Raw genomic sequence first — 14,047 nt, 5'->3', positions numbered from 1 at the left:
AGGGGGGGGGGGGGGGGGGGGGGGGGGGGGGGGGGGGGGGGGGGGAGGGGGGGGGGAGGGGGGGGGGGGGGGGGGGGGGGGGCCGGGGGGGGGGGGGGGGGGGGGGGCGCCCCCCCCCCCCCCCCCCCCCCCGACGCGGCCCCGCAGCGCGGACGCCCGGGCAACCCCTGGCGCAGGAAGCGCGCAGGCCGCAGCCGCCCCCGCGGTCACTCAAGCGGGCGCACCGTCACCCCAGGGGAGCGGCCGTGTCCCACGGGCGTGTGAGGGCCGCGCTCCGGGACGGGCGTGAGGAGGAGGGAAGCGGATACTCGTTGACCATGGCCGACCGACCTCCCGAGCAGGCACGACGCGAGACCCCGCTGGAGCGTGCCGACCGCAACTTCGTCGAGTTGCTGCAGGAGCTGCGGGTCACCCAGACAGGGGTGCAGATCCTGTTCGCGTTCCTGCTGACGCTGGCGTTCACCCAGCGCTTTCCGACGCTCGACACGGTTCAGCGCGTCGTCTACGTGACGACGCTGCTGCTCGCCATGCTGGCCGCGGCCCTGTTCACGGCGCCCGCCGCCCTGCACCGGTCGCTGTTCCAGCAGAACGCCAAGCCCGCCATCGTGCGGGTCTCCTCCCGTCTGGCCACGATCGGGATGGGAGTGCTGATGCTGGCGTTCACCGGGTCGGTCCTGCTGGTGGTGGACGTCTCCCTCGGCCGCCTGGCCGGGATCGCGTCCGGCGCGGCGACGCTGCTGGTGTGCGTGGGACTGTGGCGCGTCCTGCCCTGGGTGGTGCGGCGTACGGTCGTCCTGCCGCGGCAGTCCTCGGGAGGGTCGCGGGACCCGGAGCCGCCCGGGGAGTCCCGGTGACCGCCGGCTCTTCGGCGGGGGTCCGCACAGCGGCGGCGCGGCGCGAACGCCGCTCACGCTTCCCCCGGTCCCGGTGACGCCGCGACCGGCTGCATCGGCTTCGTCCACGGCAGCTCGATCGCGACCGTCTTGCCGCCCTCGCGGGTGGGCCGCACGCTCAGCTTCCCGCCGCACTCCGCGGTCAGACAGCGGATGATCACCATGCCCCGCCCGTTGTCCTGCTGCACGGCAGCGGGCAGCCGCTTGGGGAAGCGCGGGTGGCTGTCGGTGACCCCGATGCGCAGTAACTCGTCCCGGTCGAGCGCGATGTCGACCGTGAACGTGGGCGACTGCCCGAGGGTGTGCTGCACGGCGTTGGTGGCGAGTTCGGAGACGATCAGGCGGACGGTGTCGGCGACTTCGGCGTCGCCGGGCAACCCCCATTCGACGAGGACGCTCGAGACGTATTTTCGGGCGGCGGAGACCGAGGCGGGATCGCTCGGCAGAGTGACGGATGCTTCCTGGTGGTCTGCCATGGCGACGTCGTCCCTTTCCCACGGGACCGGAGTCCGACACGGAGCGGTTGGTTCCGGTAACGGTCCCGGACTTGGTGCTGCGCGCACAGCCTGCCACCACCTGGGCCCCATCGGGCCCGATCCCCCGAGATATGCATATATCTGTCGCTCGAAGCGGTGAACTCTGCGACGACCGGCCGTCTTTGGAGCCCCTTCGGGCTCATCCTCTACCGTCTCGCCGTGGAACCGTGCGCGGTGCGGAGGGAGTCGGCCATGCAGTACGGACCAGCGGTGCGCCGCCGCAAGCTCGGCGCCGAATTGCGCGCCCTGCGCGCCCGGGCGGGGCTCACGAGCGGGGAGGCGGCCGGTCTCGTGGGCTGGCACCAGTCGAAGGTGAGCCGGATCGAGACGGGCTCCAGCGGGGTCAAGCCGGCGGACGTACGCCTGCTGCTGGACGCGTACGGCGTCGAGGACCCTGAGCTGCGGGACCTGCTGCTGGTGCTCGCGGGGTCCGAGGACGGCGGGGGCCGGCAGAACTGGTGGCACGCCTACCGCGGGGTGCTGCCGCCGACCTACCGGGATTTCATCAGCCTGGAGTCCCAGGCGAGCGGCATGCGCACGCTGGAGACCTCCGTGGTGCCCGGGCTGCTCCAGACGCCCGAGTACGCCCGGGCCGTGACCCGGGCCGCCGTCGGCACTCTGGAGGACGCCAAACTGGACGCTCTGGTGGAGGTGCGGCTGGCCCGGCAGGACGTGCTGCGCGCGGATCCGCCGCTGGAGCTGAGCGCGGTGCTGGACGAGGCGGTGCTGCGGCGGGAGGTCGGGGGGCCCGGGGTCATGACGCGGCAGCTCGGGCGGCTCCTGGAGGCGGCCCGGCTGCCCCAGGTACGGCTGCAGGTCCTGCCGTTCACCGCCGGGGCACACATCGGTATCACCGGACCTTTCGTTATCTTCTCATTTCCGAGCAGATCCGATCTGGATGTAGTCGTTCTCGACCACTTGACGAGTAGCCTCTATCTCGAGCGGAAAGAAGACCTCCAGGCCTACAGCGAGGCCTTCACGTCCCTTCAGGTCCACGCCCTCTCGCCCGAGGAATCGTTGGATTACATCGCCGCGTTGGCCGGCGACGCGTAAGGAGGCACCATGTCAGCCCCCCACATCCCTTCCAGCACCTCCCTCGACGGTGTGCGGTGGTTGCGCAGCAGCCGTAGCACCGGAATGAACAACTGCGTCGAGACCGCCCGCCCGGGCCCCGGTCCCTGGGCGGGACTGGTGGCCGTACGCGACTCCAAGAACGTGACCGGACCGGCCCTGACGTTCAGCCCCGAGGCATGGAAGGAGTTTCTGAACGGGCTGGACTGAGCACGTCCACCGGCGGAAATCGAGCGGTGGACGAGCCGATTTCGAGCCACATTCCGGGTCGCTCCGCAAAGGCACTTCCGCGGGACCCTTTTCGTACGACGGCGTACGGGTCAGGTCCCCGGGACGCGCGATGCACGGCCGTTTCGCCGACTCACGGTCGCGTCTCGCCGATCACGCGCACGGCATGCTCGACCTGTCCGTCGGTGAGATCCGCGCGGGCGGTCAGCCGCAGCCGGGAGATGCCGTCCGGCACGGACGGCGGGCGGAAGCAGCCGACGACGACCCCGGCCGCCCGGCAGTCGGCCGCCCACCGTACGGCCTGTTCCGGGAAGGGTGCCCGCACGGAGACCACGGCGGCGTCCGGCCGTACCGCCTCATGGCCCTCGGCAGTGAGGCGGGCGTGCAGGGACGCCGCCACCGTGCGGGCCCGCCCGGCACGCTCCGGCTCGCGGCGCAGCAGACGCAGCGCCGCGAGTGCGGCGCCCGCCGCGGCCGGGGCGAGCCCGGTGTCGAAGATGAACGTCCGGGCCGCGTTGACCAGATGGTCGATCACCTGCGCCGGTCCGAGCACGGCGCCGCCCTGGCTGCCCAGCGACTTCGACAGCGTCACCGTCGCCACCACGTCCGGCGCGCCCGCGAGCCCCGCCGCGTGCGCAGCGCCCCGGCCACCGGACCCGAGGACGCCGAGTCCGTGCGCGTCGTCGACGACCAGCCCGGCGCCGTAGGCACGGCATGCGGACGCCAGTTCGGCCAGCGGCGCCGCGTCGCCGTCCACCGAGAAGACCGTGTCGGACACCGCGACGGCGGGCCCGTCATGGGTGCCGAGCGCCTTGCGCACGGCGTCGGGGTCGGCGTGCGCGACCACCTGGGTGGTGCCGCGCGCGAGTCGGCAGCCGTCGATGAGCGAGGCGTGGTTGCCCGCGTCCGAGACGATCAGGGAGCCGTGCGGGGCGAGCGCGGTGACGGCCGCGAGGTTGGCCGCGTAACCGGAGGAGAAGACGAGGGCCGCCTCGAAGCCGCAGAAGTCCGCCAGTTCGCGTTCCAGTTCGCCGTGCAGCTCGGTGGTGCCGGTGACGAGCCGCGAGCCGGTCGAACCACCGCCCCACCGCCGGGCCGCCTCCGCGGCGCCCTCGACGACTTCCGGGTGGCGGGCGAGGCCCAGGTAGTCGTTGCTCGCCAGGTCCAGGAGCGGGGAGTCGGCGGTGCGAGGGCGCAGCGTGCGCACGAGCCCGGCCCGGCGGCGCGTCTGCGCCTGCTCCTCGATCCAGCCGAACGCCATGGGTCCTCCGCGGTTTTGTAGGCAGTGCACAGACCCTAGCGGGACCACCGGGCGCCCAGGGTGTGGCAATACCCACACGTCGAACCGTCACCGTTGTGCAAACTCTCCTTGGCCCGGGGCGGCCCGGTAGGACAGGATCGACTCTCATGGACCTGCTGAACACGCTGGTGGACAAGGGGTTGCGGCGCGAGCTGCCGACCCGCGAGGAGGCTCTGGCCGTTCTCGCCACTTCCGACGACGACGTGCTCGATGTGGTGGCCGCGGCAGGCAAGGTGCGCCGCCACTGGTTCGGCCGACGGGTGAAACTCAACTATCTCGTCAACCTGAAGTCCGGCCTGTGTCCCGAGGACTGCTCCTACTGCTCGCAGCGCCTCGGTTCGAAGGCGGACATCCTCAAGTACACCTGGCTCAAGCCGGACGAGGCCTCCAGGGCCGCCGCGGCCGGTGTGGCGGGCGGCGCCAAGCGGGTGTGCCTCGTCGCCAGCGGCCGCGGACCCACCGACCGGGACGTGGACCGGGTCTCCGACACCATCAAGACGATCAAGGAGCAGAACGAGGGCGTCGAGGTGTGCGCCTGTCTCGGCCTGCTCTCCGACGGCCAGGCCGAACGGCTGCGCGCGGCGGGCGCCGACGCCTACAACCACAACCTGAACACCTCCGAGGCGACGTACGGGGACATCACCACCACGCACACCTACGCCGACCGGGTGGACACCGTCCAAAAAGCGCACGCCGCCGGCCTGTCCGCCTGCTCGGGCCTGATCGCGGGCATGGGGGAGAGCGACGAGGACCTGGTGGACGTCGTCTTCTCGCTGCGCGCGCTGGACCCGGACTCCGTTCCGGTGAACTTCCTGATCCCGTTCGAGGGCACCCCGCTCGCCAAGGAGTGGAACCTGACCCCGCAGCGGTGCCTGCGGATCCTGGCGATGGTCCGCTTCGTGTGCCCGGACGTCGAGGTGCGCATCGCCGGCGGCCGCGAGGTCCATCTGCGTTCGATGCAGCCGCTCGCGCTGCACCTGGCCAACTCCATCTTCCTGGGCGACTACCTGACCAGCGAGGGCCAGGCGGGCAGGGCCGACCTGGAGATGATCGCGGACGCCGGGTTCGAGGTGGAGGGCACCGACCAGGTGACCCTGCCCGAGCACCGGATCGCGACGGGTGGGTGCGGGTCCCACGAGAGTGGCGGATGCGGCTCCCACGAGAACGCCGGGTGCGGATCCCACGAGAACGCCGGGTGCGGATCCCACGCGAGTGGCGGAGTGTGCGGTTCTGCTGCCGTGCCGTCCGCCGCCGAGCCGCGTACGGATCTGGTCGCCGTACGCCGTCGCGGTGCCGGAACGGATCTCGCGCCCAATGCCTGACCTGCCCGTGGACGTGCTGCTGGCGCTGGACCGGCAGCACGTCTGGCATCCGTACGGTCCCATGCCGGGGCGGCAGGAGCCGCTCGTCGTGGAGTCGGCGAGCGGGGTGCGGCTGCGGCTCGCGGACGGCTCGGGCGAGCTGGTCGACGGGATGTCGTCCTGGTGGTCGGCGATCCACGGCTACAACCACCCGGTGCTCAACGAGGCCGCGCGCGAGCAACTGGCGCGGATGAGCCATGTGATGTTCGGCGGGCTCACCCACGAGCCCGCCGTCCGGCTGGCGAAGCTCCTGGTCGACATCTCGCCCGAGGGCCTGGAGCACGTGTTCCTCGCGGACTCCGGGTCGGTGTCGGTCGAGGTGGCGGTCAAGATGTGCCTGCAGTACTGGCGTTCCCTCGGCCGTCCCGCCAAGCGGCGGCTGCTCACGTGGCGCGGCGGCTACCACGGCGACACCTGGCACCCGATGTCCGTGTGCGACCCCGAGGGCGGGATGCACGAACTGTGGCAGGGCGTGCTGCCCCGGCAGGTGTTCGCCGACGCGCCCCCGGCACAGTACGAGGAGGCGTACGCGGACCATCTGCGCGCCCTGGTGGAACGGCACGCGGACGAGCTGGCCGCGGTGATAGTGGAGCCGGTCGTGCAGGGAGCCGGCGGAATGCGGTTCCACTCCCCCGCCTATCTGCGGGTGCTGCGCGAGGTCTGCGACGCGCAGGACGTGCTGCTGGTGTTCGACGAGATCGCCACCGGCTTCGGGCGTACGGGCGCGCTGTTCGCGGCGGAGCACGCGGCGGTTACGCCGGATGTGATGTGTGTGGGAAAGGCGCTGACCGGCGGTTACCTCACGATGGCGGCGACCCTGTGCACACCGGAGGTGGCCGAGGGGATCTCGCGGGGCGAGGTGCCGGTGCTCGCGCACGGGCCCACGTTCATGGGCAATCCGCTGGCGGCCGCCGTGGCGTGCGCCTCGGTGGAGCTGCTGCTCGGCCGGGACTGGCGGTCGGAGGTCAAGCGGATCGAGACGGGTCTCAGGGAGGGGCTGGCCGGGGCGGCGGCCCTGCCGGGCGTGCGCGACGTGCGGGTGCTCGGCGCCATCGGGGTCGTCCAGCTCGACCACGAGGTGGACATGGCGTCGGCGACCCGGGCGGCGGTGCGCGAGGGCGTGTGGCTGCGGCCGTTCCGGGACCTCGTCTACACGATGCCGCCGTACGTGACCGGGGACGCGGACGTTGCACGGATCGCGCGCGCTGTGTGCGCGGCGGCGAAGGAAGGGTGACATGACGGTACTGGTGATCACGGGGACCGGTACGGAGGTCGGCAAGACGGTCACGACGGCCGCCGTGGCGGCGGTGGCCGTCGCCGCCGGGCGGTCCGTGGCGGTGCTCAAGCCCGCGCAGACCGGGGTACGGCCGGACGAGCCGGGGGACGCCGACGAGGTGGCCCGGCTCTCGGGCGCCGTGACGCTGCGTGAACTCGCCCGCTATCCGGAGCCGTTGGCGCCCGCGACGGCCGCACGGCGGGCCGGGGCGGCGCCCGTGCGGCCGCACGAGGTGGCGGAGGCCGCCGCGAAACTGGCCGCCGAGCACGATGTGGTCCTGGTGGAGGGGGCCGGCGGGCTGCTCGTCCGGTTCGACGACGAGGGCGGCACCCTGGCGGACGCGGCACGGCTGCTGCAGGCGCCGGTACTGGTGGTGGCCTCGGCCGGCCTCGGCACGCTGAACGCGTCGGAGCTGACGGTACGTGAACTGCGCGGCCGGCGGCTGGAGCCGGCGGGTGTGGTCATCGGAAGCTGGCCCGAGTCCCCGGACCTCGCCTCCCGCTGCAATCTGGCGGACCTCCCGGTGGTGACCGGGACGCCGCTGCTCGGCGCGCTGCCCGCGGGGGCGGGGTCCTGGGCACCCGCCGCCTTCCGGGCCGCGGCCGCCGACTGGCTGGCGCCCCGGCTGGGCGGGACCTGGGACGCCGGAGCCTTCGCGTCCAGGTTCGCACCGTAGGACCCGGCGCGCCGCCCGGGGTGCGCCCCACGAGGAGACGCTCCCCCCTGGTCGTCCGTGAGCGGGCCGACGGTGCGCGGGACCGTGCGCCGCCGTCGCCCGTGACCGGCCCGGCCGTGCATGCGGGTCCGTGCGCCGCGGATGCGCGGACCGTGTGCGGGGCAGAATGCGGTTGACGCCCGTCCTTTCCGGGAGGTGCCTGATGCCGCTGCGGTCCGTTCGCCCCCGCTCGGTGCCGCGGGACTCCGTGCACCATCCGTTCTTCGCCCGCTCCTACGCCCGGCTCAGCGTCGCCGCCGAGAGGCGACTGGGCATGGGGGCCGTGCGGGACCGGTTGCTCGCCGGGCTCTCCGGCCGCGTCATCGAGATCGGCGCCGGAAACGGGCTGAACTTCGCGCACTACCCGAGCACCGTCTCCGAGGTGGTCGCGATCGAACCCGAGCGGCTGCTGCGGCGCAAGGCGGTCGAGGCGGCCCTGCGCGCCGACGTGCCCGTGGACGTGGTGCCCGGCGCCGCGGAGGCGCTGCCGGTCAAGAGCGAGGCCTTCGACGCGGCGGTCCTGTCGCTGGTGCTGTGCAGCGTGCGGGACGTGTCCCGGGCCCTCGGCGAGCTGCGCAGGGTGCTGCGGCCCGGCGGCACCCTGCGGTTCTACGAGCACGGCGCGGGCGGCGGGCCCGTGATGCGGTACGCCCAGCGCGCCCTGGACCGCACGGTGTGGCCACCGCTCAGCGGCGGCTGCCACCTCTCCCGGGACCCGGTGGCGGCCCTGCGCGCCGCCGGCTTCGAACTGGGCCCGTACCAGCGGCTGCTGATGCCGGAGAAGGGGCCGCCCCTGCCCACCTCGTACTGCGTGCTGGGCACCGCCTGGCGGCCGGGCGGCGCGGAGTAGCCGTGGCCGTCACAGGCTCCACTGGCGCAGCTCCTGCGCGATGTCGTGCACGGAGGCGTCCCCGCTCTTGACCAGCCGGGCGAGGTCCCGGACCTGCTCCGGTGAGGTGACGACCTTGACGCCGCTGGCGACGAGATAGGCGTAGGCGACCGCCGAGGCGAACAGCGCGTTGGAGCGTTCCAGCGCCGGAACGTGCAGCAGGAGCTGGAGCAGGGCGGCGGCGCGGGCGTACGGGGTGTCGTAGACGGGGACGCCGAATATCTCCGCGTCGTGCCGGCTGACCGCGGCGACGAGCGCGCCCCAGTCGGTGACCTGGGGATCTCCGGGCGTCTTCTGTTCGGCGACCATCAGCAGCCAGGCGAGGTCGATTCTGAGGTGGCTCAACGGTCAGCGGCGACCTTCGCCGCGGTGCTCGGGGGAACTCCCGCCGGCGGTGCCGAACTCCTCGGCGAAGACGGACTCGTACTGCTTCATGAAGTCGGCGGCCGCCTCCACGAACGTGTGACCGGCCTCCCCGGTGTCCTGTCGCACCAGCTCTTCTATGTACCGGTTGACGCTCATGCCACGCTCCAGGGCACGTTCGCGGGCGGCTCGGGCGGTGTCCTCGTCCACCCTCACGTTCAGCTGGGTCTTCGCCATACCCCGACGCTAGCGCCGGAGCGCTAGCACCGGCAAGCGGGTGGCCGCGGCGACCGTCGGGTACCTGGGGGAATACCCGGTGTGCCGTGCATCACACTACGCTCGGCCGGTACAGGGAAGACCGGGAATCGGCCGGTACAGAGAAGACCAGAGAACGTCGGGACGTGCACGACGAAGGAGGCGGTCTTGTCCACTGCTGCAGCGGAGCACGCACCGGGACGCGCGGAGGCGGACGGCGTCGCCGCCCGTGCCCGGGGCCTGACGAAGGCGTACGGGTCGGGCGAGACGGCGGTGCTCGCCCTCGACTCGGTCGACGTGGACATCGCGCGCGGCCGCTTCACCGCGGTGATGGGCCCCTCCGGATCCGGGAAGTCCACGCTGATGCACTGCCTGGCGGGGCTCGACACGGTGTCGGCGGGCCGGGTGTGGCTCGGCGACACCGAGATCACCGGCCTGAAGGACCGGGACCTGACCCGGCTGCGCCGGGACCGGATCGGTTTCATGTTCCAGTCGTTCAATCTGATCCCGACGCTGAACGCGGCCGAGAACATCACGCTGCCCATGGACATCGCGGGCCGCAAGCCGGACCCGCAGTGGCTCGACCACGTGATCGACACACTGGGGCTGCGGGACCGGCTCGGGCATCGGCCCTCCCAGCTCTCCGGCGGGCAGCAGCAGCGTGTCGCGTGCGCCCGGGCGCTGGCGTCCCGCCCCGAGCTGATCTTCGCGGACGAGCCGACGGGCAACCTGGACTCGCGGGCGGGGCTCGAGGTGCTGGGGTTCCTGCGCAGGGCCGTCGACGAGCTGGGGCAGACCGTCGTCATGGTCACCCACGATCCGGGCGCGGCGGCCCACTCCGATCTGGTGCTGTTCCTGGCGGACGGGCGGATCGTGGACGAGATGGAGCGGCCCACGGCCGAGGCCGTGCTGGAGCGCATGCGCCTCTTCGCCGGGCGGAGCCCGCAGACCCCCGGCTCCGACACCGTCCCCGCGGCCCTCGACGAGACCTTCGGCCGCGAGAGCTGAGGCGACCGTGCTCAAGGCGACGCTGCGCAGTTTCCTCGCCCACAAGGGACGGCTCACCCTCTCCGCGCTGGCCGTTCTCCTGTCGGTGGCGTTCGTCGCGGGCAGCCTGATCTTCTCCGACACGGTGTCCCGGACCTTCGACCGGCTGTTCGCCTCCACGGCGGCCGATGTGACCGTGAGCCCCCGGGAGGAGCTGTCCTCGGGGATCCCGTCCGGGGAGACGGCCACCCTCCCGGCCTCGCTGGCCGCCCGGATCGCCGGGGTCGACGGCGTCGCCGCCGCCCATGCGGATGTCACCGTGCAGGACGTCACCGTCGTCGACCGCGGGAACGATCCGGTGGGGCCGACCACCGGCGCACCCACCATCGCCAGGAACTGGTACGTCACCGAGCACAGCCCCGTGCGACTCACCTCAGGGCACGCGCCGCACGGTGCGGGCGAGGCACTGCTGGACGCGGACACGGCCCGCCACAAGCACGTGCGGATCGGTGACACGCTGACGGTGCTCGCCCGGCCCGGCTCGTTCAGGGTGCGGGTCGTCGGCATCGCCACCTTCACCACCACCAACCCGGGCGCCGCACTGGTGTTCCTGGACACCCCCACGGCTCAGACGAAGCTGCTCGGCCGGCCCGGCCTGGCCACCACCATCGCGGCGGACGCGGCACCGGGTGTGACCGATGCCCGCCTCGAGCAGCGGATCGCCGCCGCGATCGGCACGACCTCCTACGACCTGAGGACCGCGGCCGAACAGGCCGAGTCCGACACCGACCGGCTCGGCACGTTCCTCGACGTGATCAAGTACGTGATGCTGGCCTTCGCCGGCATCGCCGTGCTCGTGGGCGTGTTCCTCATCGTCAACACGTTCTCGATGCTGATCGCCCAGCGCACCCGCGAGCTGGGCCTGCTGCGCGCCCTGGGCGCCGACCGGCGGCAGGTGCGCCGGTCCGTGCTGACCGAGGCGCTGCTGCTCGGACTGGCCGGCTCGACGCTCGGCCTCGTCGCGGGCATCGGGCTCGCCGCCGGGCTCATCCGGCTGATGAGCGTGTTCGGGATGAACATCAGGTCCACGGAGATGGTGATCGGCTGGGTGACGCCCGTCGCGGCCTACGTGGTCGGCGTCGGTGTCACCTTCGTCGCCGCGTACCTCCCCGCCCGGCGCGCGTCCGCCGTCTCCCCGATGGCGGCCCTGACGGACGCCGAGGTCGCCGGTGTGGGACGGCCGCTGAAGCTCCGGGCGGTGGCGGGCGCGATCGTCGGCGCCCTCGGCGTGGCCGCGCTGGCGGGCTGCGCCCGGGCGGCGAGTACCGCGCCGGCCACCACGCTGCTCGGGGTGGGCGTGGTGCTCACGCTCGTCGCGACCGTGATGGCGGGCCCGCTGCTGGTACGGCCGCTGATCCGGGTCCTGGGTGCCGCCTTCCCCGCCCTGTTCGGGTCCGTCGGCCGGATGAGCCAGCGCAACGCCCTGCGCAACCCGCGCCGCACCGGGGCCACCGCGTCCGCCCTGGTGGTGGGACTCGCGCTGGTGGCCGGGATGTCGGTGGCGAGCACATCCATGTCCAGGTCGTTCGACCAGCAGATCGACAAGACGCTGGGCGCCGACTTCGTGGTGCAGAACAGATCGGGAAGCCCTCTGCCCTTCCCGCAGGAGATCACCGAACGGGTCCGGGCCACGAAGGGTGCCGGGCTCGTCGTACGGCAGCGGTACACGCCCGTCGCGATCACGCTGCCGGACGGCGATCGGATCAAGACCTCGGCCACGGCCTTCGACCGGCGGCTCGACGACGTCGCCCACCTCGCCTACGTCCGGGGCGACACGGCCACCGCGCTGGCGGACGGCGCCCTCGCCATGGACGTGACGTTCGCGCAGGACCACGGCGTACGCCTCGGCACCGCGATCCCCGTCCAGTTCCCGGGCGAACGCCACACCGTCCTTCGGATCGGCGCGCTCACGAACCAGGCCGGGTCGAACAACTTCAGCACCCGGGGCGGACTGATCTTCGGGATGGGGACTCTGGAGAAGTACGTGCCGCAGGGACAGGACACCGCCCTGTTCGTGAACGCGGCACCCGGCACCTCCAAGGACGCGCTGCGGGCCCGGCTGACGACGACCCTCGCCCCCTACCCGCAGGTCCAGGCCCGCGACCAGGCCGACTACAAGAAACTGGTGCACGACCAGATCGCGGTGCTGCTCTACCTCGTGTACGCGTTGCTGGGCCTCGCGATCGTCATCGCGGTGCTCGGGGTGGTCAACACCCTGGCCCTGTCGGTCGTCGAACGCACCCGGGAGATCGGTCTGCTGCGCGCGATCGGGCTGGCCCGGCGGCAGTTGCGCCGCATGATCAGACTGGAGTCGGTGGTGATCGCGGTCTTCGGGGCCGTCCTCGGGCTGGCGCTGGGACTGGTGTGGGGTGTGTCCGCCCAGCGGGTGCTCGCGCTGCAGGGCATGAAGGCGCTGGCCATTCCATGGGTCACCCTCGTCGCCGTCATGGTGGGCTCGGCGGTCGTGGGCGTGGTGGCGGCGCTGCTTCCCGCATTGCGTGCGTCACGCATGAATGTGCTGGCGGCGATCGCGCACGAGTGATGGAATCGGGTGTGGCGCTCAAGTCCGTTGCTGCAGAGGAGAGTTCATGCCGCGTCCGTTCCGTTTCGGCGTCAACATGCTCGAGCCCGCCCCGGCCGGTGAGTGGCGCGCCAAGTGCCGGCGGGCCGAGGAACTCGGCTACGACGTCATCCTCGTCCCGGACCACCTCGGCTGGCCCGCTCCGTTTCCGGCGCTGGTCGCGGCCGCCGAGGCGACCGAGCGTCCCCGGGTGGGCACCTTCGTGCTCAACGCCGGCTTCTGGAACCCCGCGCTGCTGGCCCGCGAGGTGGCCACGACGGACGCGCTGACCGGTGGCCGGCTGGAGCTGGGGCTCGGCACCGGCTACGTCCGGGCGGAGCACGACAAGGCCGGGCTGCCGTACGGCTCCCCGCGGGAGCGCGTGGACCATCTGCGGCACACGGTGGAGACGCTGGACCGCCTGCTCGCCTCCGAGGAGCACCGCCCGCAGCCGGTGCAGCGGCCGCGGGTGCCGCTGCTGATCGGCGCCAACGGCGACCGGATGCTGAAGCTCACCGCCGAGCACGCCGACATCGCCGCGTTCACGGGGGCGCGCTCGGTGCCGGGGAGCACGACGGGACAGCTCGAGCCGATCCCGGCGGAGCAGCTCGACGAGCGCGTGGCCCTGTACCGCAAGCTCGCGGCGGGCCGCGGCGAGCCGGCCGAACTGAACGTGCTCATCCAGCGGGTCGTCGTCACCGAGGACCGGGAGGCCGCCGTGCGCCCGCTGCTGGAGCACCTGCCGAACCTGACGCCGGAAGAGGCACTGGAGCTGCCCATCTTCCTGATCGGCACCCTGGAGCAGATCGTCGAGCAGGTGCGGGCGCAGCGCGAGCGGTACGGCTTCACGTACCTCACCGTCCTGGAGCCGTCCATGGAGGCGTTCGCGCCGGTCATGGAGGCGCTGCGGGGCGCGTAGCGGTGCGGAGGTCTCCCCGTGCCGTCCGCATGCCGGAAATCCGGGATCCGGCGCGGCCCGGCGTGATCGGATCGCCGCATGAGTGAACTACGCGTACGGGCCGCCCGGCCCGAGGACCTGGACTCCGTGCTGGCCTTCTGGAAGGTGGCCGCGGAGGGCACGAGCATCAGCGACGACCGGGCCGGGGTGGAGCGGCTCGTCGACCGCGACCCGGAGGCGCTGATCCTCGCCGAGCAGGACGGCGAGCTGGTCGGCACGGTGATCGCGGGCTTCGACGGCTGGCGCTGCCATCTGTACCGGCTCGCGGTGCACCCGCAGCGGCGGCGGCAGGGCGTCGGCTCGGCGCTGCTGGCCTCGGCGGAGGAGCGGTTCGTGCGGCTCGGGGGGCGCCGCGGGGACGCGATGGTGCTGCAGCGCAACGAGACCGCGCACCACGCGTGGCGGGCGGCCGGGTACGCGCCCGAGGAACACTGGCGGCGGTGGGTGAAGCCGCTCACCGACTGAGCCGCACGGAACTACTTTGCCGATCCTTTACCATGGAGACGTCAAGCCGACCGCCTGTCGGGGTCAACCCGTCCCACCATGAAAGGTGTGAGCGTCCTTCCATGGGCGAGCCTCCCAGTACCCGAGATCG

15 protein-coding genes are annotated in these 14,047 nt (G+C 72.7%); 11 read left to right on the top strand and 4 right to left on the bottom strand.

Annotated elements, in window-relative coordinates; genetic code table 11:
* The first annotated feature begins 317 nt into the window (after window positions 1-317).
* On the top strand, window positions 318-854 hold the full coding sequence (locus tag ACZ4SW_RS12555) for a DUF6328 family protein (RefSeq protein ID WP_468241555.1): 537 nt from the start codon (window positions 318-320) through the stop codon (window positions 852-854).
* A gap of 53 nt (window positions 855-907) precedes the next feature.
* On the opposite strand, the gene ACZ4SW_RS12550 is transcribed toward ACZ4SW_RS12555, so the two are convergent.
* Window positions 908-1,369, bottom strand: a complete 462-nt coding sequence (locus tag ACZ4SW_RS12550; protein ID WP_468241552.1) for an ATP-binding protein — start codon at window positions 1,367-1,369, stop codon at window positions 908-910.
* A gap of 252 nt (window positions 1,370-1,621) precedes the next feature.
* Between ACZ4SW_RS12550 and ACZ4SW_RS12545 the strand changes: the two genes are divergently transcribed.
* Window positions 1,622-2,482, top strand: a complete 861-nt coding sequence (locus tag ACZ4SW_RS12545) for a helix-turn-helix domain-containing protein (protein WP_468241550.1) — start codon at window positions 1,622-1,624, stop codon at window positions 2,480-2,482.
* Between the two features lie 9 nt (window positions 2,483-2,491).
* On the top strand, window positions 2,492-2,710 hold the full coding sequence (locus ACZ4SW_RS12540) for a DUF397 domain-containing protein (protein WP_468241547.1): 219 nt from the start codon (window positions 2,492-2,494) through the stop codon (window positions 2,708-2,710).
* A 151-nt stretch (window positions 2,711-2,861) separates the two neighbouring features.
* Here ACZ4SW_RS12540 and ACZ4SW_RS12535 read toward each other — a convergent pair whose 3' ends face one another.
* Window positions 2,862-3,989: an 8-amino-7-oxononanoate synthase gene (locus ACZ4SW_RS12535; RefSeq protein ID WP_468241544.1), complete on the bottom strand. Its 1,128-nt coding sequence runs from the start codon at window positions 3,987-3,989 to the stop codon at window positions 2,862-2,864.
* A gap of 146 nt (window positions 3,990-4,135) precedes the next feature.
* Here ACZ4SW_RS12535 and bioB point away from each other — a divergent pair, with 146 nt between their 5' ends.
* The 4 genes from bioB (at window position 4,136) to ACZ4SW_RS12515 (ending at window position 8,230) form a co-directional block, all read left to right on the top strand.
* Window positions 4,136-5,350 carry a biotin synthase BioB gene (bioB, locus tag ACZ4SW_RS12530; RefSeq protein WP_468241542.1) on the top strand — a complete coding sequence of 405 codons (1,215 nt, stop codon included), beginning with the start codon at window positions 4,136-4,138 and terminating at the stop codon, window positions 5,348-5,350.
* Entirely contained in the window at window positions 5,343-6,623 is a 1,281-nt protein-coding gene (locus ACZ4SW_RS12525; protein ID WP_468241540.1) for an adenosylmethionine--8-amino-7-oxononanoate transaminase, read from the top strand. The genes bioB and ACZ4SW_RS12525 overlap by 8 nt, the downstream gene beginning before the upstream one ends.
* A 1-nt stretch (window position 6,624) precedes the next feature.
* Window positions 6,625-7,341: a dethiobiotin synthase gene (gene bioD / locus ACZ4SW_RS12520; RefSeq protein ID WP_468241538.1), complete on the top strand. Its 717-nt coding sequence runs from the start codon at window positions 6,625-6,627 to the stop codon at window positions 7,339-7,341.
* Window positions 7,342-7,543: 202 nt separating this feature from the next.
* A complete protein-coding gene (locus ACZ4SW_RS12515) occupies window positions 7,544-8,230 on the top strand; it encodes a class I SAM-dependent methyltransferase (RefSeq protein WP_468241536.1) in 687 nt (228 codons plus the stop codon).
* A 9-nt stretch (window positions 8,231-8,239) separates the two neighbouring features.
* On the opposite strand, the gene ACZ4SW_RS12510 is transcribed toward ACZ4SW_RS12515, so the two are convergent.
* Together ACZ4SW_RS12510 and ACZ4SW_RS12505 are read right to left on the bottom strand one after the other, a co-directional pair.
* Entirely contained in the window at window positions 8,240-8,614 is a 375-nt protein-coding gene (locus ACZ4SW_RS12510) for a fic family toxin-antitoxin system, toxin component (RefSeq protein WP_468241534.1), read from the bottom strand.
* A 3-nt stretch (window positions 8,615-8,617) separates the two neighbouring features.
* Window positions 8,618-8,869, bottom strand: coding sequence for a toxin-antitoxin system HicB family antitoxin (locus ACZ4SW_RS12505; protein WP_468241531.1), 252 nt, complete (start codon window positions 8,867-8,869; stop codon window positions 8,618-8,620).
* A gap of 186 nt (window positions 8,870-9,055) precedes the next feature.
* Between ACZ4SW_RS12505 and ACZ4SW_RS12500 the strand changes: the two genes are divergently transcribed.
* The 4 genes from ACZ4SW_RS12500 to ACZ4SW_RS12485 all read left to right on the top strand — a co-directional run bounded on the left by ACZ4SW_RS12500 (window position 9,056) and on the right by ACZ4SW_RS12485 (window position 13,917).
* A complete protein-coding gene (locus tag ACZ4SW_RS12500) occupies window positions 9,056-9,895 on the top strand; it encodes an ABC transporter ATP-binding protein (RefSeq protein ID WP_468241529.1) in 840 nt (279 codons plus the stop codon).
* Between the two features lie 7 nt (window positions 9,896-9,902).
* Entirely contained in the window at window positions 9,903-12,476 is a 2,574-nt protein-coding gene (locus ACZ4SW_RS12495; RefSeq protein ID WP_468241526.1) for an ABC transporter permease, read from the top strand.
* A gap of 46 nt (window positions 12,477-12,522) precedes the next feature.
* Window positions 12,523-13,413 (top strand): LLM class F420-dependent oxidoreductase, encoded by an 891-nt coding sequence (locus ACZ4SW_RS12490; protein ID WP_468241524.1) that lies wholly within the window; start codon window positions 12,523-12,525, stop codon window positions 13,411-13,413.
* Window positions 13,414-13,491: 78 nt separating this feature from the next.
* A complete protein-coding gene (locus ACZ4SW_RS12485) occupies window positions 13,492-13,917 on the top strand; it encodes a GNAT family N-acetyltransferase (protein WP_468241521.1) in 426 nt (141 codons plus the stop codon).
* Window positions 13,918-14,047: the final 130 nt, after the last annotated feature.

Source organism: Streptomyces sp. NPDC028331 (assembly GCF_055565775.1).
The sequence above is the reverse complement of the archived record's forward strand: the minus strand, read 5'-3'. Positions and strand labels throughout refer to the sequence as shown.